This window comes from Lysinibacillus sp. ZYM-1 (assembly GCF_001308875.1).
In the GTDB taxonomy this organism is placed as follows: Bacteria; Bacillota; Bacilli; order Bacillales_A; family Planococcaceae; genus Lysinibacillus.
Map to the genome: position 1 here is coordinate 146,461 of NZ_KQ465114.1, position 23,925 is coordinate 170,385.

Annotated in this window: 20 protein-coding genes and 1 other annotated feature; of the genes, 10 read left to right on the top strand and 10 right to left on the bottom strand. The window is 36.8% G+C overall.

Features of this window, described 5'->3' with window-relative positions; genetic code table 11:
• Positions 1–486: 486 nt before the first annotated feature.
• The 4 genes from AO843_RS09615 to AO843_RS09630 all read right to left on the bottom strand — a co-directional run bounded on the left by AO843_RS09615 (position 487) and on the right by AO843_RS09630 (position 5,625).
• A complete protein-coding gene (locus AO843_RS09615) occupies positions 487–1,392 on the bottom strand; it encodes a DMT family transporter (protein ID WP_054610902.1) in 906 nt (301 codons plus the stop codon).
• A 172-nt stretch (positions 1,393–1,564) separates the two neighbouring features.
• Positions 1,565–2,776, bottom strand: coding sequence for an amidohydrolase (locus AO843_RS09620; protein WP_054610903.1), 1,212 nt, complete (start codon positions 2,774–2,776; stop codon positions 1,565–1,567).
• Positions 2,773–4,023, bottom strand: coding sequence for an amidohydrolase family protein (locus tag AO843_RS09625; protein WP_054610904.1), 1,251 nt, complete (start codon positions 4,021–4,023; stop codon positions 2,773–2,775). Before AO843_RS09625 ends, AO843_RS09620 begins: the two co-directional genes overlap by 4 nt.
• 42 nt (positions 4,024–4,065) lie before the next feature.
• Complete coding sequence (locus tag AO843_RS09630; protein WP_054610905.1) at positions 4,066–5,625, bottom strand: glutathione ABC transporter substrate-binding protein; 1,560 nt, start codon at positions 5,623–5,625, stop codon at positions 4,066–4,068.
• A gap of 182 nt (positions 5,626–5,807) precedes the next feature.
• Here AO843_RS09630 and AO843_RS09635 point away from each other — a divergent pair, with 182 nt between their 5' ends.
• From AO843_RS09635 to AO843_RS09665, 7 genes are read left to right on the top strand one after another with little or no spacing between them, the layout of a single operon-like run.
• The gene (locus tag AO843_RS09635) at positions 5,808–6,710 is read left to right on the top strand and encodes an ABC transporter permease (protein WP_054610906.1); all 903 of its coding nucleotides are present in this window, start codon (positions 5,808–5,810) and stop codon (positions 6,708–6,710) included.
• Positions 6,711–6,724: 14 nt separating this feature from the next.
• Complete coding sequence (locus AO843_RS09640) at positions 6,725–7,645, top strand: ABC transporter permease (RefSeq protein WP_054610907.1); 921 nt, start codon at positions 6,725–6,727, stop codon at positions 7,643–7,645.
• A gap of 15 nt (positions 7,646–7,660) precedes the next feature.
• Positions 7,661–8,674 carry an ABC transporter ATP-binding protein gene (locus AO843_RS09645; RefSeq protein ID WP_054610908.1) on the top strand — a complete coding sequence of 338 codons (1,014 nt, stop codon included), beginning with the start codon at positions 7,661–7,663 and terminating at the stop codon, positions 8,672–8,674.
• A complete protein-coding gene (locus AO843_RS09650) occupies positions 8,671–9,663 on the top strand; it encodes an ABC transporter ATP-binding protein (protein ID WP_054610909.1) in 993 nt (330 codons plus the stop codon). The genes AO843_RS09645 and AO843_RS09650 overlap by 4 nt, the downstream gene beginning before the upstream one ends.
• A 37-nt stretch (positions 9,664–9,700) precedes the next feature.
• Positions 9,701–10,453, top strand: coding sequence for a sensor histidine kinase (locus tag AO843_RS09655; protein ID WP_054610910.1), 753 nt, complete (start codon positions 9,701–9,703; stop codon positions 10,451–10,453).
• A gap of 38 nt (positions 10,454–10,491) precedes the next feature.
• Positions 10,492–11,190, top strand: a complete 699-nt coding sequence (locus tag AO843_RS09660; RefSeq protein WP_054610911.1) for a response regulator transcription factor — start codon at positions 10,492–10,494, stop codon at positions 11,188–11,190.
• A 4-nt stretch (positions 11,191–11,194) separates the two neighbouring features.
• Entirely contained in the window at positions 11,195–12,451 is a 1,257-nt protein-coding gene (locus AO843_RS09665) for a hypothetical protein (protein ID WP_054610912.1), read from the top strand.
• A gap of 35 nt (positions 12,452–12,486) precedes the next feature.
• Here the strand turns inward: AO843_RS09665 and AO843_RS09670 are convergent, their stop codons facing one another.
• The gene (locus AO843_RS09670; RefSeq protein WP_054610913.1) at positions 12,487–13,428 is read right to left on the bottom strand and encodes a DUF4181 domain-containing protein; all 942 of its coding nucleotides are present in this window, start codon (positions 13,426–13,428) and stop codon (positions 12,487–12,489) included.
• Complete coding sequence (locus AO843_RS09675; protein WP_054610914.1) at positions 13,415–13,936, bottom strand: sigma-70 family RNA polymerase sigma factor; 522 nt, start codon at positions 13,934–13,936, stop codon at positions 13,415–13,417. Before AO843_RS09675 ends, AO843_RS09670 begins: the two co-directional genes overlap by 14 nt.
• Positions 13,937–14,458: 522 nt before the next feature.
• On the opposite strand from AO843_RS09675, the gene AO843_RS09680 reads away from it, so the two are divergent.
• Positions 14,459–15,640 carry a NupC/NupG family nucleoside CNT transporter gene (locus AO843_RS09680; protein WP_054610915.1) on the top strand — a complete coding sequence of 394 codons (1,182 nt, stop codon included), beginning with the start codon at positions 14,459–14,461 and terminating at the stop codon, positions 15,638–15,640.
• Between the two features lie 146 nt (positions 15,641–15,786).
• On the opposite strand, the gene leuS is transcribed toward AO843_RS09680, so the two are convergent.
• From leuS to AO843_RS09700, 4 genes are all read right to left on the bottom strand, one after another.
• Positions 15,787–18,204, bottom strand: a complete 2,418-nt coding sequence (leuS, locus tag AO843_RS09685) for a leucine--tRNA ligase (protein WP_054610916.1) — start codon at positions 18,202–18,204, stop codon at positions 15,787–15,789.
• Positions 18,205–18,290: 86 nt separating this feature from the next.
• Positions 18,291–18,502, bottom strand: a binding site (T-box leader).
• Positions 18,503–18,567: 65 nt separating this feature from the next.
• Complete coding sequence (locus AO843_RS09690; RefSeq protein WP_054610917.1) at positions 18,568–20,310, bottom strand: SulP family inorganic anion transporter; 1,743 nt, start codon at positions 20,308–20,310, stop codon at positions 18,568–18,570.
• A gap of 57 nt (positions 20,311–20,367) precedes the next feature.
• A complete protein-coding gene (locus AO843_RS09695; protein WP_054610918.1) occupies positions 20,368–20,715 on the bottom strand; it encodes an ArsR/SmtB family transcription factor in 348 nt (115 codons plus the stop codon).
• 146 nt (positions 20,716–20,861) lie between these two features.
• Positions 20,862–22,040, bottom strand: coding sequence for an MDR family MFS transporter (locus AO843_RS09700; protein WP_054610919.1), 1,179 nt, complete (start codon positions 22,038–22,040; stop codon positions 20,862–20,864).
• 238 nt (positions 22,041–22,278) lie between these two features.
• Between AO843_RS09700 and AO843_RS09705 the strand changes: the two genes are divergently transcribed.
• Both AO843_RS09705 and AO843_RS09710 read left to right on the top strand, forming a co-directional pair.
• Positions 22,279–23,235: a tRNA modification radical SAM protein MnmL/YtqA gene (locus AO843_RS09705; protein ID WP_054610920.1), complete on the top strand. Its 957-nt coding sequence runs from the start codon at positions 22,279–22,281 to the stop codon at positions 23,233–23,235.
• Positions 23,232–23,807, top strand: a complete 576-nt coding sequence (locus AO843_RS09710; protein WP_054610921.1) for a tRNA 5-(aminomethyl)-2-thiouridylate-methyltransferase MnmM — start codon at positions 23,232–23,234, stop codon at positions 23,805–23,807. The genes AO843_RS09705 and AO843_RS09710 overlap by 4 nt, the downstream gene beginning before the upstream one ends.
• The last annotated feature ends 118 nt before the right edge of the window (positions 23,808–23,925 follow it).

The window sequence follows — 23,925 nt, forward strand, 5'->3', positions numbered from 1 at the left end:
AAAATAATTAAATTTGTGCATATCTTCACATTCACTTGATGTATACTGCAGTTTTTATTGTTCATTTCATTTTGAACACCACTCAATAAACGCTAGAAACCAAACCGTAATTATGTAGGGATTTTCAGATTAAAAGAGAAATTTATAAATAAAATAGACAGAATTTTTATCATTTAAAATAAGAGGAAAATGAATAGCGAAAGTATAATTTACCTTTTATTTATAATTTAAAAAGAAATTAACAATGAATAGAATGTATATTTGATAAAACCCTTTCAATTGCTCCACATTTTTATTATTCAAATATAAATTTTTATTGATGAAAATTGAAAACATTTATTTAATAAAACTCTATTAATTAGAATAAATCAATTTCACAGGACATCAATACTCAATTACATCGATACCATTTTATTCAAATTACTTTTGCACAAAAATAAAAAGTATGCTAGAAATGATTTCTAACATACTTATAAACTGCTCCTTTTAATTTATTTTCCGTTTCATAAAAAGTAAAATTCTTATTTCTTTATAATAAATGCACAGCAAAATACCGACGAGAATCAATAAGGAGCCGTATATTTGGACACTTGTTGGAAATTGTTTTAAAAAAATGGCACTTAACAACATGGCTATAGCTGGCTCAAAATTTAATAGCAGTGATGCGTTGGTTGAGCCAATTTCCTTCATTTTTTGGTTCCAAATCAAATTACTTAGCCCATGAATCACAATGGCTGAAAGAACAAGAAGTAACCAATATGGGATGGCAACATGCCAATTCGTTTGTGGCAAAATAGTAAAGGAAAATGGTACAAGAACCAGTAAACCAATTAAATTTGTATAAAAAGTAATCGATTGCGCGGACAATTTAAGGCTGAGATGATTCACAATAATTAGGAATAAGGCAAAACTTAGCATCGTAATCAAGCTTAAAATCTCACCTTTACCAATTGCAATCGATATGAGGGATCCCTTTGTTATAATAAGAGCAACACCTACAAAGGAAATGATAGCCCCAACCCAAAATATACCGTTTCGAGATTCATGATAAATCATTTTATTAAGTAGTGACGTGACAATCGGTGCACAGGCTAAAATTAAAGCCGCGGTGATTGGAGAGGTATGCTGAAGACTTGCATAAAAGCTATAGTGATTGATGGAAACACCCAGTATGCCTGCAATGATCAGCAGCAGTAGGTCATTGCGTGTAAACGTTGTACGAATAATAGCCTTCCAACTAATGCATCCTAAAAATAGGACAATGACAATTAATCTAAAAATGGCAACCGTTATGGGTGCCCAATAGTCAATTAAAATTGCGCCAATAATGAAGTTACTGGCCCAAAAAAATACACAGCTAAATAAAATCATATAGATTGTTAGTTGCTTCATATTTATTTTAGCACCTGCAAATAAAGAGACTTCTACATAAGTTAGTGATCAACTCTTTTAAAAATCTACTTCCCTTTCTTTTTTTCTTCCTATCTATTAAAACATAAGTATAGCAAACTAGAAAATCTCTAGTTTGCTATGTTATCTAAATAAGGGGGATTTAGATTTATTATTAGTTGATAAACTTACCTTTTGACATAACCACCCGTTTAGATGGTTTACGTGCAATGACCTCAGCGCTAGAAACTGCGTCAAAGAAAACAAAACTTGCTTCGTCTTTCACATTTGGCCAAACCTTTTGACCATCTGCATCCAATGGCGTTACACCATTTGTAATGTATTTTAATGTTTGGCGAATAGAACGTTCATCTAGCTTACGCGTATTGTCTGCAAAAGTAGTTGCTTTTTCTAAAATATCTCCCGAGCCATATGGACTCCAAGAATCATAAAAGCCATCGCAACCAAAGTGGACATCTACTCCGTGCTCTGTTAGTAAATCAATTGGTGGGATTAATCGTCTCAAATCGAATGGCACCGTTGACATAATTTTTACTTGCTGTTGCGCTAGACGATCTGCTATTTTATGCTGTTCTAAAACTGACACATCTCCAAGTGAAAAGGCATGACTAATAGCCGTTCTCCCTTGATATTTTGCATCCTCTACAATATCTATCCATTTATCGATTGTATAATAACCAACATGTCCACCATCATGTAGGTGAATATCAACATCTACATTAAATTCTTGCGCTATATTCATTACTTCATAGAGAGAAGGCTCAATCGAATTATCAATGCCAGCCGGATCTAGGCCACCAATCATCGTTGCCCCATTACGCAATGCCTCACGCAATAATTTAGGCACATCGTCTCTTAGTAAGCCATGCTGTGGAAAAGCAATTACTTCTGCTGTCACAACATCTTTATAATCCTCCAATGCCTCTAGTACACCCTCTAAATTTTTTAAGCCAATGTACGGATCGATATTGACATGTGTACGGATATGATTAGCGCCATGATTAAGGATTTTCTCGATCATAGCTGCTGCTCGTTGTTTACCAGTAGTTGCAAGAACAGATAATTCTTGTGCTTCACGATCTAGTCGTTCCTTTAAATTCTTGACAGGCACACATGCTTTCCATGGTAAAGATAAGTATGTCTTATCTAAATGATTATGCATTTCCTTAAAAGCAGGTAATAGCAACTTACCCTTCATATCTGTTACTTCATTTGGAGTATCGATTGGCTGTGTTGCTGGTACAATCTGCGAAATAAAGCCATCCGTGATTTCAAGGTGAAAAAGCTCCCCTTTTGTACCGACTGTATCATTTTCTTTTAGATATTCTCCTGTTTCAAGTAGAACATTTGTAAGCCAGTGCTTCATCTGAATTCTCCTTTCAACTCTCCTACATCTTGTTGGTGAATAATCTTACCTTGTGAAATAACGGTAGAAATTGGGCATCTTCTTGCTACAACATGAGCAGTACTAACACCATCTACTAAAAGCATATTGGCTTTATCACCAACCTGAGGCCAAACACGTTCTCCTGCATCATTCAATGGTGTAATGCCACCAGAAGCATATTTCCAAGCACGACTTAATGAATATTCATCAATAAAGCGGAATCTCTCCGCCATCACATTTAATTTCATAATGGTACTTCCTGTACCATAAGGAGACCAATGATCCGTTAAACTATCATGTCCCACAGAAACTTTTACACCATTGTTATAAAGATAAGGAATTGGTATCGTCGAACGATTAATATCTGTTGGTACTGTTGTTGTAACATCCATTTGAACAGCAGCCATCGCCTGAACTAAATTCTCTAATCGCGACTGTTCTAAATCAGCAAGTGCCATCGCATGACTAATCGTCACTTGTCCTTCTTTTTTCGCCTGTTTTGTTAATTCGATCAGTTTATAAAATTCAAATTCACCTAAAGTATTAGCTGTATGAATATGAATATCTATTCCTGTATTATAGTCTTGAGCAATAGCCATCGTTGTTTGCAATGATTTCTCAATATTTCGATCTACAATGGATGGGTCAACGCCTCCAACGAGCGTTGCTCCCATTGCCATCGCCTCACGAATAAGTCCTTCCACATTAGAGCGCAGTAAACCATGTTGTGGGAAAGCCACAATATCATAAGTGATTTGATCTTGATATTTTTCTAAAACTTGCTTCGTAATTTCGATATGCTTAGTACCAATTTGTGGGTCAACGTTACAATGTGAACGTATATGTGTATGTCCTTGTGAAATTAACCATTTAACCATTTCCTCAGCTCGATAAGCCGCTGTCGGTAATTGACTTGGTAATAGCGTTCTTTCTTCTTCAATACGCGTTAATATCCCTTTTGTAATAGGCCTTGGCGCTTGCCATTCTCCACCAAAATACGTTTTATCAATATGAATATGCATTTCTCTGAAAGAAGGCACCAGTAGTTGCTTTTGAGCATCCACTACTTCTACCTCGCCGTCAACCACTATATTCTTATCCACTTGTTGAACATGCCCATTTTCGATTAGGACATCATAAATACCTGTACGAGTTGCAACAATGTGTTCATTTTCGTGCTCATATGCTTCTTCTAATCTCACATTTTTCAGCAATAGTTTACTCATAGTTTCCTCCTAATTGGTATTTTTAGGTCACACCAAGTTCGATTATTCTACAATTTCAACGCCACTGATCATCGTGTAGTTAGATGCGTCTAACCAGAAACCTTTTACAGCATTGCTATAGACTGCTAAATGCTCATAGTTACGAACTGGAATGTACACAGCTTCATCTAACTCCATTTGCATTGCTTTTTTGTAGATTTCATTACGTGCGTCTTGATTTGATTCAGAACGTCCTTGCTCAATTAGTTTGTCTACTTCTGGATTTGAGTAGTAGAAATGGTTACCAGGAGGTCCCATAGATGCCGTATGGAATAGATTGTATTGGTTATAATCAGCATCCCCAGTAGCATTACCCCAGCCGCTAATAAAGATTTGATGTTGTTCTTTCGTAATTTCTGAAATAAATGCGCCATATTCCATTACTTGAATTTCAACATCTAAGCCAATGCCCTTTAATTGAGATTGAATAACCTCGGCCATATTAATACGTTCTTTACGGTCACTAGTTAGTAACTTAATTTTTGTTCCTTCTTTGACACCAGCTTCTTTTAATAGTTCTTTTGCCTTCACTACATCATAATCATAAGGCTTCGTTTCACTAGAGTAACCGATAATTTTTGGGCTCATTGCAGAATTTGCAAGTGTACCTACATTATCATAAATACCACTAATAATTGCTTCACGGTCAACTGCATAGCTAATTGCTTGACGTACTTTGACATCAGATAATAGAGCGTCTTTCACATTGAAGCCGATAAATTCTACTGCAAGTCCTTCTGCACGGAATAAATTCATCGTTGAAGAATTTTCAATGCGGTCAATCTCTGTTACTGGTACCTGTTCAGCGATATGCGCTTCACCACTCTCAATCATTGCTAAACGAGTAGAATCCTCTGGTACAACTTTAAATGTTACTTTATCTACTTTCGGTACAGTACCCCAGTAGTCTTTGTTTGAGTTTAATGTAATTTCTTGACCAGATTTCCAAGATTCAAATACAAATGGACCTGTCCCTACTGGATGTGTTGCTAATTCATCAGCCGCTTCTGTAATAGCTTTAGGGCTGATCATACTTCCTTCTTGACTTGCTAAAATAGATAAAAGCGGTGCATATGGTTCTTTTAATTTCAATGTGACAACATACGTATCATCTACTACTACTTCACTAATCATTGATAATTTATCACGTTGTGGTGAACCAGTTGCAGGATCTAAAATGCGATCGAATGTAGCTTTTACAGCCTCAGCATTAAAATCTGCTCCATCATGGAATTTAATGCCTTCATTCAATGTAAATGTCCAAGTGACATCATCTTTCTGCTCCCACTCTTTTGCAAGTAATGGAGCAATTTTGCGATCTCTATCAAAAGCAACAAGTGTTTCATATACCTTGCCATGAATAATATTCGCTGAAGGAATATCTGTAATAAAGTGAGGATCAAGGCTAGTTGCATCTGATGCTCTTAAAACAACCAATTCTCCTCCTACACTTTTAGACCCCTCTTTGGAACCTTCTGAACTTTTATTACTAGCAGTTGAGCATGCCTGTAAAACAAGTACAGTAATTAGTGCCATGAAAAGAAACAACTTCATTTTCTTCATAAACATTTCCTCCTTGTGTGATTTGATCCTTACATTTCGAATTATAAAGAAATAAAATTCACTTGTTTTTTAAAATCTTTACGTGTTTTTTAAATTTTCTGACTAATACCCTCTAAAATATTTACATTCTTTACGCTTTTCACTAAATTGAAATCAAATCAAATAGAAAAGGAGTATTCGTTATGGATAAAGTAACTACTACTATCGATCATTCTGTTTTAGTGAATGCACGCAAGGCCTCTCGAAAAAAGAATCTTGTCTCTTTCCTAAACAAAATCAAAAAAAATAAGGCAGCTGTCGCTGGGGGCATCATCATTCTTCTATATATATTGATGTTTCTAATCGGGCCGATTATAGCCCCTTACGATCCATTCGATGTTCAGCTAGATCAAAAATTACAAGGACCAAGTTTAGATCATTTAATGGGCACTGATGACAAAGGACGAGATATTTTAAGCCGAATATTATATGGCTCGCGATTATCTCTTGGTGTTGGTATTTCGGCTGTGTTGTTTGGTGGAACAATTGGAACCATCTTAGGGCTCATCTCTGGCTACTATGGAAAATGGGTTGATTCTATAATTAGTCGTATCTTAGATATCATGCTTGCCTTTCCTGGTATCTTACTAGCTTTAGCGATTGTCAGTGCGTTAGGACCAAGTTTGATTAATGTAACAATTGCAGTTGGGTTTTTCTCTATTCCAATGTTTGCACGTATTGTACGTGGATCGACAATGGAAGTGAAAAAGTTGGAATATATCGATGCTGTTAAAACGCTCGGAGCGAATGATATGACCATATTAATCAAGCATATCTTCCCGAACATCTTATCACCAATTATTGTCCAAGCATCTATGCGTTTAGCAACGGCAATTCTATCTGCAGCGGGTCTATCATTCTTAGGATTAGGTGCACAACCGCCATCTCCTGAATGGGGTGCCATGCTATCAAATGGCCGTGATTTTCTTTTCACCGCTCCTTATATGGCACTATTCCCCGGTATTATGATTTCCATCCTTGTACTAGGATTTAACCTCTTTGGAGATGGTTTACGCGATGCTTTAGATCCAAGAATGAAAAATTAAAGGAGAGAAGATACATGACATTATTTATCTTAAAACGACTTGCTCAAATTATCCCTGTGACGCTCGGTGTAACGCTTGTTGTTTTTCTAATTATGCAAATGATTCCGGGTGATCCAGCGATCATTTTAGCTGGTGAAGGGGCTTCACAAGAAACGGTTGCAGAATTACGTGAAAATTTAGGGCTAAATAAACCTTTAGCAGTTCAATACACAGATTACATTAAAAATCTTTTACAAGGTGACATGGGTCATTCTTTAAAAAATAACCAGCCTGTATTTGAAGAAATTACAGCACGTTTACCAATTACCATTGAGCTAGCCTTTTATAGTATTTTAATCACAATTGTGCTCGGGCTTGTAGCCGGCATCATCTCAGCAATCCGCCCTTACTCCTTCATGGATGTTGGATTAATGATTGTCGCCTTATTAGGAATCTCCCTACCAAGTTTCTGGTTAGGTATTTTATTGATGTATCTATTCTCCGTACAGTTACACTGGCTACCTGTAGCAGGCTGGGATAGTGCCAAACATATCATTCTTCCTGCTGTTACACTCGGCGCAGGTGGCGCTGCCATCGTTGCACGTATGACTCGTTCAAGTATGTTAGAGGTCGTGAACCAAGATTATATTCGAACAGCTAAAGCAAAAGGCTTAAAAGGATACATTATCATTTTAAAACACGCATTACGTAATGCCTTGATCCCAGTTATTACAGTAGTAGGCTTACAGTTTGGTAGTTTACTTGGTGGCACAGTATTAGTAGAGTCTGTTTTCGCAGTTAATGGCTTAGGTCGAATGATTGTAGATGCTATTCGTACACGAGATATACCAATCGTTCAGGGTGGCGTGCTGGTCGCTTCATTAATATTCGTTTTCATAAATCTTTTCGTAGATATTTTGTATCGAATCTTTAATAAGCGAATGGATTTAAACTAGGGAGGGGAAAAACAGATGAAACAAGAGACAGTGTTAGAAGTAAAAAATTTACAAACTTATTTTTATTCGAGTGAGGGAGTCGCTAAAGCTGTGGATGGTGTTTCCTTTACACTTCAAAAAGGAGAAACGCTTGGTATTGTCGGGGAATCTGGTTGTGGGAAATCAATGACTTCCCTGTCATTGCTTCGATTAGTCCCTTCACCCCCTGGTAAAATTATCAATGGTGAAATTCTCTTAAACAATACAGACATCTTGAAATTATCTGATGAAGAATTGCGCAAGATTCGAGGTAATAAAATATCGATGATTTTCCAAGAGCCCATGACAAGCTTAAACCCTGTGCTATCTGTTGGGGAGCAAATCGCAGAATCCATCCGTTTGCACCAAGGTTTATCACGCAAAGATGCATGGGAGAAGGCTGTGGATATGATCCGTCTAGTTGGAATTCCCGCCCCTGAAAAAAGAGCAAAACAAGAACCGTATCAGCTCAGTGGTGGGATGCGTCAACGTATTATGATTGCCATGGCACTAGCTTGTACACCAGATGTTTTAATTGCTGATGAACCGACAACTGCCCTGGATGTTACTATTCAAGCGCAAATTATTGATATTATTCAAAATCTGCAAAAACAGTTGGGGATGAGCATTATCTTCATTACCCATGACCTCGGTGTTGTTGCCGAGATTTGCGATAAAATTGCCGTTATGTATGCAGGACAGGTTGTAGAGGAAGGCACAACGGATAGCCTTTTTGAAAAACCGTTACACCCTTATACCAATGGTTTAATTCAATCATTACCAAAACTGTATGAAGATCAAGAAGAATTATCTACTATTCATGGAACAGTTCCAAGTCCTTATAATTATCCGATTGGCTGCCGTTATGCAGAGCGCTGTCCATTTGCTACAGAGTTATGCCGTAAAAAACAGCCTGAACTGCTTACGATTGAGCCAGGGAAAAAGGTAAGATGCTGGATGTACAGTAAGGAATGGCAGGGAGCAACACTTATGGAGGAGATGACAGTATGACAACAGGGCTACAAACACAACCACTATTACAAGTAAATGATTTAAAACAACATTTTTTCTTAAAAAAAGAAAAGCTCTTCGGTCCACAGCAGGTTGTTAAAGCCGTGGATGGTGTTTCCTTCGAGATTATGCCGGGTGAAACACTCAGTATCGTTGGAGAATCTGGCTGCGGAAAGTCAACAACAGGCCGCTCTATTTTAAGATTAGATGAACCCACATCTGGAGAAGTGTTGTTGTTTGGTAAAAATTTAGTGACTATGAGTAAAAAAGAACTGCGAGTTGCGCGCAAAGACATACAAATTATTTTCCAAGATCCGTATGCTTCTCTCAACCCACGACGAACAATTCGTAAAATGTTGACGGAGGCCATGTCCATTCAAAAAATAGTTCCTCCGGAGCAGCAAGAAGCACGCATGATTGAATTAATGTCACTTGTGGGGTTACGACCAGAATACTTAGAGCGTTATCCGCATGAATTTTCTGGTGGGCAACGTCAGCGTATTGGTATCGCGAGAGCACTTGCCGTCAATCCCAAAATTATTATTTGTGATGAATCGGTTTCCGCCTTAGACGTTTCTATCCAGGCGCAGATTTTAAATTTACTGAAGCAGCTACAAAGAGATTTAGATTTAACCTTTTTATTTATCTCACACGATTTAAGTGTAGTTCGCCATATATCAGACCGTATAATGGTTATGTATCTTGGAAAAGTCGTAGAAATTGCTGATAAGCATTCCCTTTTCACACAGCCGCATCACCCTTATACAAAAGCATTATTTTCTTCTATTCCAGTGATTGATAAGGAGCATCGTAAGGAGCGAATTATTTTAAAGGGAGACCTACCGTCACCTCTCAATCCTCCTACTGGCTGTACCTTCCATACACGTTGCCCATTCGCTACAGATAAGTGTAAAGCGGAGGTTCCAGCATTACGAGAAATCACGGCAACACATAAGGTAGCTTGCCATTTTGCAGAAAATTTAGTTTAATGTAACTTACACTTATAAAATAAATGGAGAGGTCATTATGTTACAACTAGAAACCTTCAACATATATATTCTCCTATGTGTAATCGCTCCAATTATTGGAGCTTTTCTGCTTACTTTTATATTTATTTTCGAAAAACAAATTGATAGCCTTGAGGAAGAAAAAAGAAACTTAGAGCTTAAACAAGATTTACAAAGAGCGAATATTCTTCAGTTAAATCAGCAAATACAGCCACATTTCTTTTTTAACGCATTAAATTCATTACTGAGCCTAGCCCGCATCAATCGAAAGGAAGATTTGGTAGCGGGCATTGAGGCCTTAGCGACGTTTTTTAAATTTAAATATAATAATCATGAGGTTTTAATTGCATTAAAAAACGAGGTACAATTTGTCGATAGCTATTTAAATATTCAACAACTACGCTTCGGGCATCGTTTGACGATCCATAAGTATATTGATGATGCAGCCCTATCTGTACAAATACCACCTTTTATTCTCCAGACCATTATTGAAAATGCATATAAACATGGCTTTGAAAAACATATAGGACCTGCGGAGCTTTCCATTTATATCAAAAAAATGGACAAGTTTTTATTGATCGAAATTAAAAATACACAACCATCAGAAAAGATAGAAACTGCTATTGAGCAAGTAGAAGATGAATTGCAACAAGGTTATGGTCTTGAAAATACTAGGAAACGTCTTGAGCTCATTTATGGACTCGAAAATATTTTATTTTCAATTCAAAACGATAAAAAGTTTTACACTGTAACGATCCATGTTCCCGCTTAGGCTTTCTACTAATTTGAATGCGAGAGGAGAATCTCAACATGAATATATTAATCGCAGATGATGAGCCTTTAGAGCTTGAGCAAATGATTTATTTATTAAAGCCACATTTCCCTAATTGGACATTTCATACTGCTCAGGATGCCTCACAAGCTCTGCAATTAGCTAAAAAACACCGTATGACTATCGCCTTTTTGGATATTCAAATGCCTGGGAAAAATGGAATCACTTTGAGTAAAGAGTTGAAAGAACTTTATGATGTAGACATTATTATGGTAACCGCTTATCAGACCTTCGAATATGCCCAACAAGCATTACGTATCGGGGTGAAAGATTATCTAACAAAACCTGTTATTGCTAGTGAGTTAAATGCAATCGTGGAGAAATATAAAGTATGGAGCTCTAACCATGATGCGATCCAAAGCGCCCTTTCCTATATTCATGAAAACTATCATGAAAAGTTGAGTTTAAATATTATTGCAGAAAAAATTCACTTGAATTCTAGCTATTTAAGTCGCAAATTTTTGGAGGAGCAGTCCATCGGGATTAATGAATATATTAATAATTATCGTCTAGAAATGGCTGTGAAAAAAATAAGTGAAAATCTTGACGCTAGTATGTCAGCAATTGCTGAAAGTTGTGGTTTTAATAGCCAACACTATTTTAGTGTGGCCTTCAAGAAAAAATATAATCAATCACCTCGTCAATACAAATCTTCTAAAATGAGTAAAGGTAATTGATGTTATGTTAAAGAAATTTTCATTGCTTGTACCATTTGCAAGTCTAAGCACAGCAGCAGGTGTCATTATTCTTTTAGCTAGATGGATTAATGGTAACTTATTATTGTCCTCTCCTTCTGCCCTGATCTCTTATGGCTTTATGGCAGGGATATGCTACACATTAGCAACAGCCATTTCGTTTATCGTTCTTGGCTTTTTTTTAAATAGGAGTGACTACACACAAAACCAGCACAAACAAAGCTATTTACTCTATATAATAAAGCAAAAATTAAGTGGCATGAATTTAAAAGTAATACGGCTATTTTACCTTCTGACAGGCATTGAACTTTGGTTAATTCAATTAATAAGTATAAGTGTATTATCTGAAATTATGTTAAATATACCAGTCCCCATTACGCTTTTTTTATTTTTGATTGGGATGTTACTTTTAGATCGCATCATGTCTGTGAAAAGTATACTGTGGCTAGAGATTTTATTTATCATTGCCCTTTTTTCTTTACTTATTTTTATCCCTATTTATTATTTTGTACAAAATGGAGCCAGTACAGTATATGAAGGGATTCGCTTATATCATCCTTATCTATTTTATTTTAAAAATAGCGAAATCCTCCTGTTCTATGTCATTATTCAACTTGCCGTCCTAGGACAGGTGTTCTTTGATAAATCTACATGGTATCTGATTGCCTTTATAAAACCAAAAAAAGTACGTCGCAGCCTATTTTCATCAGGTATGATTTTAGCATTATTAACACTGTCCTTTACGGCAATATTAATGATTGCTTTATATAGCGGCTCCTTTGGCGAGTTTCAAGTTTTGATTTTCACCTTTTTGTATGAAGTACAGCCTGGATTTCTTACATTTGCTTTTCTTGTCATTGTTCTATTAGCCGTTGTATCGACCTTGCTTGTAGATATGCGTGCGACGAAACGGTTTTTTGCCAAGAAAAGACCCTATTATTTTTATTTAATAGCACTGATGGTCTTACTAATTGCCATTTTTCTATCCATTGATTTAACCATTTTAGGTGTTATTTATTCATTCGCCTTTCTGCATATTACAATGCTACCGTTTATGTTAATCCTTCTTTTTACGAATCGTAGCATTCATAAACATAGCTATCTGGTCATAGTACTATCGATGATCATAGGAATTGGTGTTGGCCTAAGCTTTAATGTGTTATATGGCTTAGCGACTAGCTTTATCATCTCGTGTATCTATCAATTAATGCTTCAGACTGAAACTACAGAAAAAAATGCCTGAATCCGAGATGCTTCGGTTCAGGCATTCATCTTCATTTAACTGATATAAAAAATGAATAGGATAAGTAATAGTAGACCAACAATGGCTGAAGCAATGGAAAGATAATGTCTTTTTTCCTCTCGACCATAATAATAGTCAATTAAAATAGTACTGAAAATCATGACAGCCAAAATTCCTATTATTCCGATTGTAAATATGATCCACCCTTTCATTATGAACAACCATAACATAAAGATATTTACGGTTTTAATAATCCAACTGGTACGTCGATGACCATTATTTACATAATCTTTTGGAATGTTGAACTTTTTTCTCATTAATTTTTCAACAAGCATTTGAATAGCTATAATAATGACTGGGAATATAATTAAACCCGTCATTTCAAATTCAACATCATCTTTCAGAGCAAGGTCTAAATAAGCCTTTGCTAAATCTCTATTTTCTACTTTATAAAATGATTTGTTGTTATAATCCGCAATTACGATAATTTCCTCTTCTATGAACATTTTCATCTTGACAACCTGGCCGTTTTCAAACTCTGCCCAAACATCACGCAAGGCCCTTTTAAATTGATTATCTTCATACGTTTGTGTCACAGTTGCCTGCTGTAATAGTTGTTGTAATATCCTTTTTTCCGAACTTAGCTCAAATACTCTTTGGCCAATAGTCCATCCAGGTCTCCCTGCCTTAAAGGTCCCCTCATCCGGGTTGTAGATCATTGTATACTTTTTTATTGTTTCTTGCTGAGCCAAGTGAACAATTGAAGCGTTTTTAGCTTGGTCGACCCTTCCTATTGGGCCAAGTGCTATGATAAAAAATAGCATGACGATTGTAGCTATAATGATTAACGGATATTGCCAGCGTCTTGTTGTAAGCTTTGTTTGATTCACCTGTTGTGAAATACTCTTCTGTAAAGTCTGTGAAAATCTTGGCGTTGTGCCAAGCTCTTTATCCAACTTCTCTTTAAAAGCTGTCATCCATTATTACCTCCCATTCACTAGGATCCAATCTATCCTGCAACAATTTCCTTGCGCGATGCAACCTGGTTTTAACCGTATTTTCTGTACATAAAAGAATGTCTGCTATTTCTCGAACCTTTAATTCCTGGTAATAATAAAGAATAACGACTTCCCTATAAGGTATAGGTAATCCAAATAAGGCTAACGTCAAAGTTTTTTTCTCATCCTTTGCTAATAATGTTGTTTCTGGTGTACGTTTACTTGAGCCAATATGTAATTTTTCTACTAATAAATGTCGCTTATTTTTCCAACTTCGTAGATAGTCATGACTTTTATGTACAGTGATTTTAACTAAATACGTCTTTAGAGAAGATCTTTGTTCAAAGCGATCCTGTTGACGATAATAAGCAAAAAATACATCCTGGACAATTTCTTCAGCAATCGCCCAATCCTTTACGTATAGATAAGCCACCCGTAAACAATATTCTCCATGTTCCTCCATGACCGCCACTAAATGCTCACTCACCCAAACACCTCCCTATGACATCCACTTTATAGTCGTAGTTATCTGCCAGTTGGTTTCATTAAAAAGAAAAAATACCAAATAGCTTTAATACCTTTTCAAAACCAATTGTTTTGTATAATCACTTAAACGATGGACATAATATTTCAAAAACTTCACACAATAAAAAGTGTTTCAACATTTGTTGTCCTTATAATAATAAATATGTGATTCACTTTGTTTTATATGGTAACAGATTCAATTAGGCGTTTTAAGATAATCCATTAAGGGAAATCTTCTTGAAAGAAAATCTTATTACGTGATGATTTGATTGATTAGATACAGCAACTATCCATTTCGTATGCCAAGCCGCATACTTTTTTTCTTTTTACTCTTGAATAGCTAGTAAAAAAACTGTTATAGTGAGAATGTTTGTCAGACGTCTGACTAATAAGATCTTTGACTGTTCTGCAATTCTCAGATGGAACATAATGGGACTTGTTGTCTTCGATTCGAACGCACTAAATTATACTTATGGAGGAATTTATGAAATACTTAATATCCCTTTGTGGATTGCTACTTGTTTTTGGTTTAGCTCTGTTAATGAGCAAAAACAAAAAAGAAATAAAATACAAAAATATACTAATTATGTTAATCATTCAATTTATATTAGCAGCTTTACTGCTAAATACAACGTTTGGTTATGTTCTAATCAAAGGGATAACAAATGTTTTTGATCATTTATTATCTTACGCAAATACGGGCATATCATTTGTTTTTGGGGGTATAGCAAATAAAGGAGAATCCCCATTCTTCCTAGGGGTCTTATTACCAATTGTCTTTATATCTGTATTGATCGGGATCTTGCAGCACTTTAAAATCCTTCCTTTCCTCATGAAATGGATAGGTTTTCTTTTAAGTAAAGTAAGTGGCATGGGAAAATTAGAATCCTATAATGCTGTTGCTTCAGCAATGGTAGGTCAATCTGAAGTATTTATTACTGTCAAGAAACAATTAGATAAGGTTACGCCTCAGCGCATGTATACATTATGTGCATCAGCGATGTCGACCGTTTCTATGTCAGTTGTTGGAGCATATATGACGATGATTGAACCAAAGTATGTCGTAACGGCAATTGTCTTGAACTTATTTGGTGGTTTTATAATTGTTTCCATTATTAATCCGTATACTGTAAAAGAAGATGAAGATATCTTAACGATTGAAGATGAGCAAAAGCAAGCTTTCTTTCAAATGCTAGGTGAATACATCATGGATGGCTTTAAAGTTGCCATCATTGTTGGAGCTATGCTGATTGGTTTCGTAGCATTAATGGATTTAATCAATTCATTATTTGATATCATTATCGGTATCTCTTTCCAAGAAATATTGGGCTATATCTTTGCCCCAATAGCTTTCCTTATGGGGATCCCATGGGTAGATGCTGTTTCAGCTGGAGGAATAATGGCCACTAAATTAGTAACGAATGAATTTGTTGCCATGATCAATCTTGGAGAAGTGGAGAAATCCATGAGCGAACGTACACTAGGTATTATTTCTGTATTCCTCGTATCCTTTGCTAACTTTTCATCCATCGGTATTATTTCCGGGGCAGTCAAAGGGTTGAATGAAAGACAAGGAAATGTCGTTGCTCGTTTCGGCTTAAAGTTGCTATATGGAGCTACACTTGTAAGTATCTTAACCGCAATAATTGTTGGTTTGATTATTTAATTTTAAAGTAATTTTAATGTTATTTTGTTTGAACTGCACTTCCACATCTGTGGCGTGCAGTTTTTTATGTCCTAGGATTTTCTCAAAAAAAAATGTACATCACTAAAGTTTATTTTAGTCATGTACATTTTTATAATTTATATCACTTATTTAACAACAATATTTACAAGTTTGCCTGGAATAACGATGACTTTCACTAAGTTTTTCTCTGCCATGTATTCTTGTACTTTTTCATCAGCAAGCGCCACTTTTTCAATGTCTTCTTTTGAAGCATCTTTAGCAACGACGATCTTCGCACGTACTTTACCAGCAACTTGCACTGCAATTTCTACTTCATCATCCACAAGTTTTGTTTCATCGTATGTTGGCCATTGCTCATAAGAAAGTGTACCTTCATGACCTAATAGCTGCCATAGTTCTTCTGCAATATGTGGAGCAATTGGTGCTAACATTTTAATAAAGCCTTCCCCATAAGCTGTTGGGATAACTTCTGCTTTATAGCAATCGTTGATAAATACCATCATTTGTGAAATAGCTGTGTTAAAGCGGATACCTTCATAATCCTCTGTCACTTTTTTCACTGTTTGGTGGTATGACTTTTCTAGTGTTTGATCGTTAGACACTTGAATTTTCGCTGAAATTTTTCCATCCTCTTCATTCACAAATAGACGCCAGATACGATCTAAGAAGCGACGTGCGCCATCTAAGCCATTTGTAGACCATGCTACAGAAGCCTCAAGTGGTCCCATGAACATTTCATATAAACGTAATGTATCTGAACCATGTGATTCAATGATTTCATCTGGGTTAACTACATTGCCCTTAGATTTAGACATTTTTTCATTACCTTCACCAAGAATCATGCCTTGGTTAAATAATTTTTGGAATGGTTCTTTCGTATGAACAACCCCTAAATCATAAAGCACTTTATGCCAGAAGCGTGCGTATAGTAAATGCAATACAGCATGCTCTGCTCCACCAACATAAATATCCACTGGTAACCAGCGTTTTAATAATTCTGGGTCTGCAATTGCTTCTGTATTTGTAGGGTCGATATAGCGTAAGAAGTACCAGCTAGATCCTGCCCATTGTGGCATTGTATTTGTTTCTCGGCGTCCTTTTTTACCTGTCTCTGGATCTACAACATTCACCCATTCTTCAATGTTAGCTAATGGTGATTCACCAGTACCCGAAGGACGGATATTATCTGTTTTCGGTAACATTAATGGTAATTCCGATTCTGGAACTGCTGTTGTCGTGCCATCTTCCCAATGAATCATTGGAATTGGTTCACCCCAATAACGCTGACGAGAGAATAACCAGTCACGCAGACGATAAGAGATTTTCTTCTCCCCAACGCCTTTTTCCTCTAACCATTCAATAGCTTTGTCAATACCATCAGTTTTATTTAAGCCATTTAGGAAATCAGAATTAATATGTTGCCCATCACCTGTAAACGCTTCTTTGCTGATGTCCCCACCTTCAAGTACAGGAACGATGTCTAAGCTGAATGCTGTTGCAAATTCATAATCACGTTCATCATGTGCTGGAACTGCCATAATCGCACCTGTTCCATAAGACACTAACACATAGTCAGCAATCCAAATCGGCACATTTTTACCGTTAATCGGATTCACTGCATAGGCACCTGTAAATACCCCTGTTTTTTCTTTCGCTAAATCTGTACGTTCTAAGTCAGATTTCATTTTAACTTTTTCTAAATAAGTCTCAACAGCCTGACGTTGATCAGCTGTCGTTATTTGTTCCACTAATTTATGCTCAGGTGCAAGCACACAATATGTAGCGCCAAATAATGTATCAGGACGTGTAGTAAACACTGTAAAGTTTTGATCTGTCCCATCGATACCAAATGTTACTTCTGCCCCTTCTGAACGGCCAATCCAGTTACGCTGCATATCTTTAATAGACTCTGGCCAATCAACTTCCTCTAAGTCGTCGATTAAACGATCAGCATACGCAGTAATTTTAAGCATCCACTGCTTCATTGGTCTACGTTCTACTGGATGCCCACCACGCTCTGATTTTCCATCAATTACTTCTTCATTAGCTAATACCGTACCAAGCGCTGGACACCAGTTCACAGCTACTTCATCCACATATGCTAAGCCCTTTTTATAAAGCTGGATAAAAATCCATTGTGTCCATTTATAATACTCTGGATCAGTCGTGTTAATCTCACGATCCCAATCATAGCTGAAGCCTAGCTCTTGAATTTGGCGTTTAAATGTCGCAATATTTTTAGCTGTAAATTCTGCTGGATCATTCCCTGTATCAAGTGCATATTGCTCAGCTGGTAAACCAAAAGCATCCCAACCCATTGGATGTAATACATTGTAGCCTTGCATACGTTTAAAGCGTGATAGAATATCTGTCGCTGTATATCCTTCTGGATGGCCTACATGCAATCCAGCGCCAGATGGATATGGGAACATATCTAATGCAAAAAATTTAGGTTTTTCTGTTTCATTTTCCGTTTTGAATGTTTTGTTATCAGCCCAATATCGCTGCCACTTTTTTTCAATTTGTTGATGATTAAAACTCATTCTATTTCCTCCTTCAATTAATCATGTTGCTCTTCATTAGAATTGACAAAATATTTAAAAAATAAAAAAACTCGCCCCTTCCTTATAGAAGGGACGAGAGAATTTGTACTCCCGCGGTACCACCCAAATTAGTGATTACACTCGGCTCAAGCTTCCTTAACGCGGAAGAAACGACACGCGCTATTTTCACGCGGGCAGACTCAGTAGGCGAGTTCGATTTGCTTTCCTACTAGCTCTCACCAGCCGCTAGCTCTCTGAAAAGATCCACAAATCTACTATTCCTCATCACAGTCTTTACATGATATTGCATTTATTCTAATGGAAAGTATTGAAAAGCACAAGCCTTTGTTTACAGGTTACCCATTACTGAATAATTAATTCCTTTTTTTCCTTAGATTTTGATAAATCTTTACACTCATGAAAAGCAAAATGCTGACATCCAATGCATTGGTTTGTGTCCAAATAGCTGAAAGCTCTTGAAATCGCTTCTCCTGTATGGTGATAAAAATGATGCGCTCCTATTTTATCGTAGAGACCATTTTGTTGAAGGGCTACCTTTAAATCACCTTGCACACCTGTTACCAAAATTGTACCGCCTTGAGTTGTAAAGTTTTCTATGATATTGCTAAAATATGCTTCACCCGTAGAATCCATAAAGGGCACTTTCCCCATGCGTAATATCAAAACTTTTGGTTGCTGATGTAAGATGTTTTCAATCGTTTGTTCAAACATTTGTGCAGCCCCAAAGAACAATGGACCTTCAATGGTATACATGCTAATTTGTGGACAATCATGCTGTTGGTGAACAACATGGGGCTGTACCTTCTCATTTTTACTCGAATGGTCTGGCAGTACCTTTGTGACAACAAGCTTCTCACTCATTCGTTTCGCAAATAATAGCACAGCTAATACAAGCCCTACTTCTACAGCTAATGTAAGACTAGTAAATACGGTTAATGAAAAGGTAATCAATAAAACGAGTGAATCTCCAGATTTTAATTTTATAATATGAGAAAAATGCTTGCGTTCACTCATATTCCAAGCTACTACCATCAATACTGGTGCCATACTTGCAAGAGGAATGTGAGCAGCATATGGCGCTAATAACAATAATGTGATTAACACAAACACACCATGAATAATACCTGACATTGGGGATACTGCCCCTGTTTTAATATTCGTTGCTGTACGTGCAATCGCACCAGTTGCTGGAATTCCTCCAAACAAAGGCGTCACGATATTGGCAATTCCTTGACCGATTAACTCTCGATTACTGTTATGCTTGCTATTGGTCATTCCATCTGCCACGACTGCAGATAACAGAGACTCTATGCCTCCAAGCATTGCGATGACAAATGCAGGTCCAATGAGTTGCTGTAAGCGTTCAAATGTGATTGTCGGTATAGCAAAATTGGGTAAAGTATTAGGTATTTGACCATAAGCTGTGGCGATCGTAGCGACTTGTCCTGAAAAAAAGATAGTCGCTACAAGAGTCGAGACAACAATGCCCACTAATGCCCCAGGAACTTTTGGGAAAAATTTAGGTGTCATAATAATTGTTAGTAAACAAAGGACAGCTGTTAAAATACTGTAAACATTTGTAGTGCCAATCTGCTTAACAATCTCTTGAATATTGGCTATAAAATACTCATGTCTTGTCATATTGGACAAACCTAAAAAATTAGCAATTTGACCTGCAAAAATAATCACTGCTATACCTGCTGTAAAACCGATTGTTACAGGACGAGGAATAAACTTGATTAAAGTACCTAGCTTAAATATGCCCATTAAACAAAGCAGTATCCCCGCCATTAAACCAGCCAGTAATAAATCTTCATAACCATACGTTAGGACAATCCCTAAGAGAATTGGCACAAACGCTCCTGTAGGTCCACCAATTTGATATTTTGATCCACCAAAAATGGAAATGAGAATACCTGCAATACATGCCGTATAAATACCATACTCAGGCTTCACACCTGATGCAATGGCAAAGGACATTGCAAGTGGGATAGCAACGATTCCAACAATAATTCCGGACAATAAATCCTTCTTAACATGATGAACTGAATACCCTTCAAATCGTCCTGTAAACAGTGACTTCATAGATAATTCTTCCCTTCGAAATAATAAGCACAGCACAACTTTTCCACATTATTGAGGCTAATTATTCTCTTCGTCACTACCATTACTCGTCATTTCCTCTAATCTCGAAATGGTATGAACTAAATGGTTATTAAAAATATCCTTAGCCACGCCAAGTAATTCACCAATCATTGGATCGCTTAAAGAATAATAAACTTTCTTTCCTTCTTTCTCTCCATAAACAATATTTTTGGCGCGTAATACACTTAGTTGCTGAGAAACTGCGGAGCCCTCTTTTTCTAAACAATCTTGAATCTCATTGACACTTTTCTTACCATCCACAAGTAGTTCAAGTATTCTTATGCGTAAAGGATGTGCTAACGCTTTAAAAAAATCTGCCTTAAACTGCTGCAAGCCCTCTTCCATAAATAACCCCTCCATATAACTACATATTCAAATATTTGAATATGTATGATTGTAAGCCTGTATCTATTATTTTTCAATATCTACTATTAAAAAAAGAGCAAACCAAGTGTTTAACACTCGTTTTGCTCTTTTTTATTGTCTCGCTATTAATCTACTACTATATTGTTCTTTTTTAGAGGAGAATCGTAAATAAGACATGGAATAATTGCAAACAGCACAATTACCACTAGCGTTAAAACAAGAGGAATCATCCCAAATTGGTCCACCATAATCCCGCCGAATAAAGGGCCGATCATTCGCCCACCAGTCGCAGCACTATTGATAATCCCTTGATAGAATCCTTGTCGACCTTTTGGAGCAAGTTGATTCGCTATAGTTGGTAATGCTGGTGTATAAAACATTTCCCCAAATGTTAAGACAAGCATGGCTGCTCCAAACATTTTAAAATCACTCGCAAAGGCGATAATACCAAAGGATAGGGCAATTAGGATTACACCAAAAACCAACTGACGTTTTAATTGATGCTCCCAACGCTTCACAAGTGGTGCGATTAGTGGCTGCCCTATAACAATTAGTAGACCATTAATGGTCCATAGTAAACTATATTGCTTTAAGCCTAAACCTAAATCTTGGGTATAGGATGAGATTGTCGCACTCCATTGCGAATAAGCTAACCAGCATAAAACTGAGGATGAACTAATAATTAATAAAGCATAGAATGGTGCCTTGTTAATGATTCGTTTACTTTCACCGACTACATTCTTCGGTGCAATACTACCAACCTCTAAACGTTTAAATGTAAGTAAGGCAATGAAAAAGAATAATATATACATTCCTAAATTGACCTTAAACACATAGTCAAATTGATAATCGGCCACCACACCTGCAAGTGCAGGACCTATAGCAACGCCAACGTTTTGAGCCAAGTAGATTGCATTAAAGGCCTTTCGTCCGCCCTCTGGCCAGGAAGCTCCCGCTAATGCGAACATGCTAGGGAAAACTATTCCTCCACTAAAGCCTAGTATCGTTAAAAACCATACATAATGTGGCCAACCGTGCCAAAGCGTTAAACCAATTAATGAAGCAATCGTCAAAAGGATACCCAGCATTATTGCTTTATAGCCACCAATTCTATCAAATAAGTAACCACCTAATAGATTACCTAATACACCTGCAGCAGAATTTAGCATCAAAACAAAGCCAGCCATCGCCAACGATTTCCCTAAATAATCATGCATATATATGGCATTTAAAGGCCATAAAAATGAGTTGCCTGTTGTGTTCACAAGCATTCCGATAATTAAAAACCAAACACGTTTTGGCATACGATGACCTCCATTATTTCGCGTCTCTAAATAGCTAGTTTATGCTGAAACACTTAAAAGTACAAGGAAAATAATTTTACCCTTTTTACACGTTATCTACAATTGTTTTAAATGCTATTGATAGCTATTATTCACTGGATTAACACGAAAACGAGAGCATCATCTTACATGATAAACCCTTACCCCATGACGGAATGAGATGCTCATGATAAAATAAGGCGTTAGAGGAGTGAAATAAATGACAGAAATGAATTTTCCTTTTCCTTCAGAAGGGAAAAGATACTATACATGGAATCGCTACTTACGCGATCAATTTGGTCACAAAGTATTTAAAGTAGCATTAGATGCTGGCTTTGATTGCCCAAACCGTGATGGTACGGTTGCCTTTGGTGGCTGTACATTTTGCAGCGCTGCCGGTTCTGGTGATTTCGCAGGCAATAAGGTTGATCCGATCGATGTTCAATTTGCAGAAATCCGCGACAAAATGCATCAAAAATGGAAAGATGGCAAGTACATGGCCTATTTTCAAGCCTATACAAATACACATGCCCCGCTACCAGTTTTAAAGGAAAAATTCGAAGCGGCTTTAGCGCAAGAAGGTGTTGTAGGTCTTTCCATTGCTACTCGTCCAGATTGTTTACCAGATGATGTTGTAGAATATTTAGCAGAATTAAACGAACGTACGTATTTATGGATCGAGCTTGGGCTTCAAACTGTTCATGAAAAAACAGCCAATCTTATTAATCGCGCACATGATTATGCAACATATGTGGAAGGTGTTGAGAAACTTCGGAAGCATGGTATTCGTGTTTGCTCACATATTATTAATGGTCTACCGCTTGAAGACTACGACATGATGATGGAAACAGCGCGAGAAGTGGCAAAGCTAGACATCCAAGGTATTAAAATCCACTTACTTCACCTATTAAAGGGGACACCAATGGTGAAGCAATATGAAAAAGGGATGCTAGAGTTTTTAGATCAGGATGTTTATACAAAACTAGTAGCTGATCAGCTAGAAATTTTACCACCCGATATGGTCATTCATCGTATTACGGGTGATGGCCCTATCGATTTAATGATTGGTCCAATGTGGAGTGTCAATAAATGGGAAGTATTAAATGGCATCGATGCCGAATTGGAGCGCCGTGGTAGTTGGCAAGGGAAATTTTATAAAACTGAGGTTGCTAAATGAAACTACAACGTGTTTTACAATATGCACAGCAGCTCTTAAAAGATAGTGTGGAAGAAGGCGATACTGTTGTTGATGCAACTGCTGGAAATGGCCACGATACGCTGTTTTTAGCACAGCTAGTCGGAGATGAAGGACAAGTTTATGCCTTTGATGTTCAAAAAGAAGCAGTGGATGCAACACTTCATCGTCTACTAGACCAAGGTTTAGAGCATCGCGCCCTTATTTTAAATAAAGGGCATGAAGAAGTGGCCAATTTTGTACACAAGCCAGTAGCTGCGGCCATCTTTAATCTCGGCTATTTGCCTGGTAGCAATCATAATATTATTACAAAACCTACTACAACGATTCAAGCTATTGAGGATTTGCTTAAGCTTCTAAAAGTTGGGGGTTTAATCGTTCTTGTCATTTATCACGGTCATCCTGGCGGGAAAGAAGAACGAGATACTGTGATTAACTATGTCAGCCAGCTTCCACAAAAATATATACATGTCTTAAAATACGAATTTCTCAATCAGCAAAATGATCCTCCATTCATCATTGCGTTAGAAAAAACGAAAGAATATCTTATGTAATAGACAATATAAAAGGCTAACTAATAGTCTATTAGTTAGCCTCAGACTGTAGACAAACTCAAAAAATTTGAGAGTTTGCCTACAGTCTTTTTTCTTTTACAATGAAATAAAGTAAAGC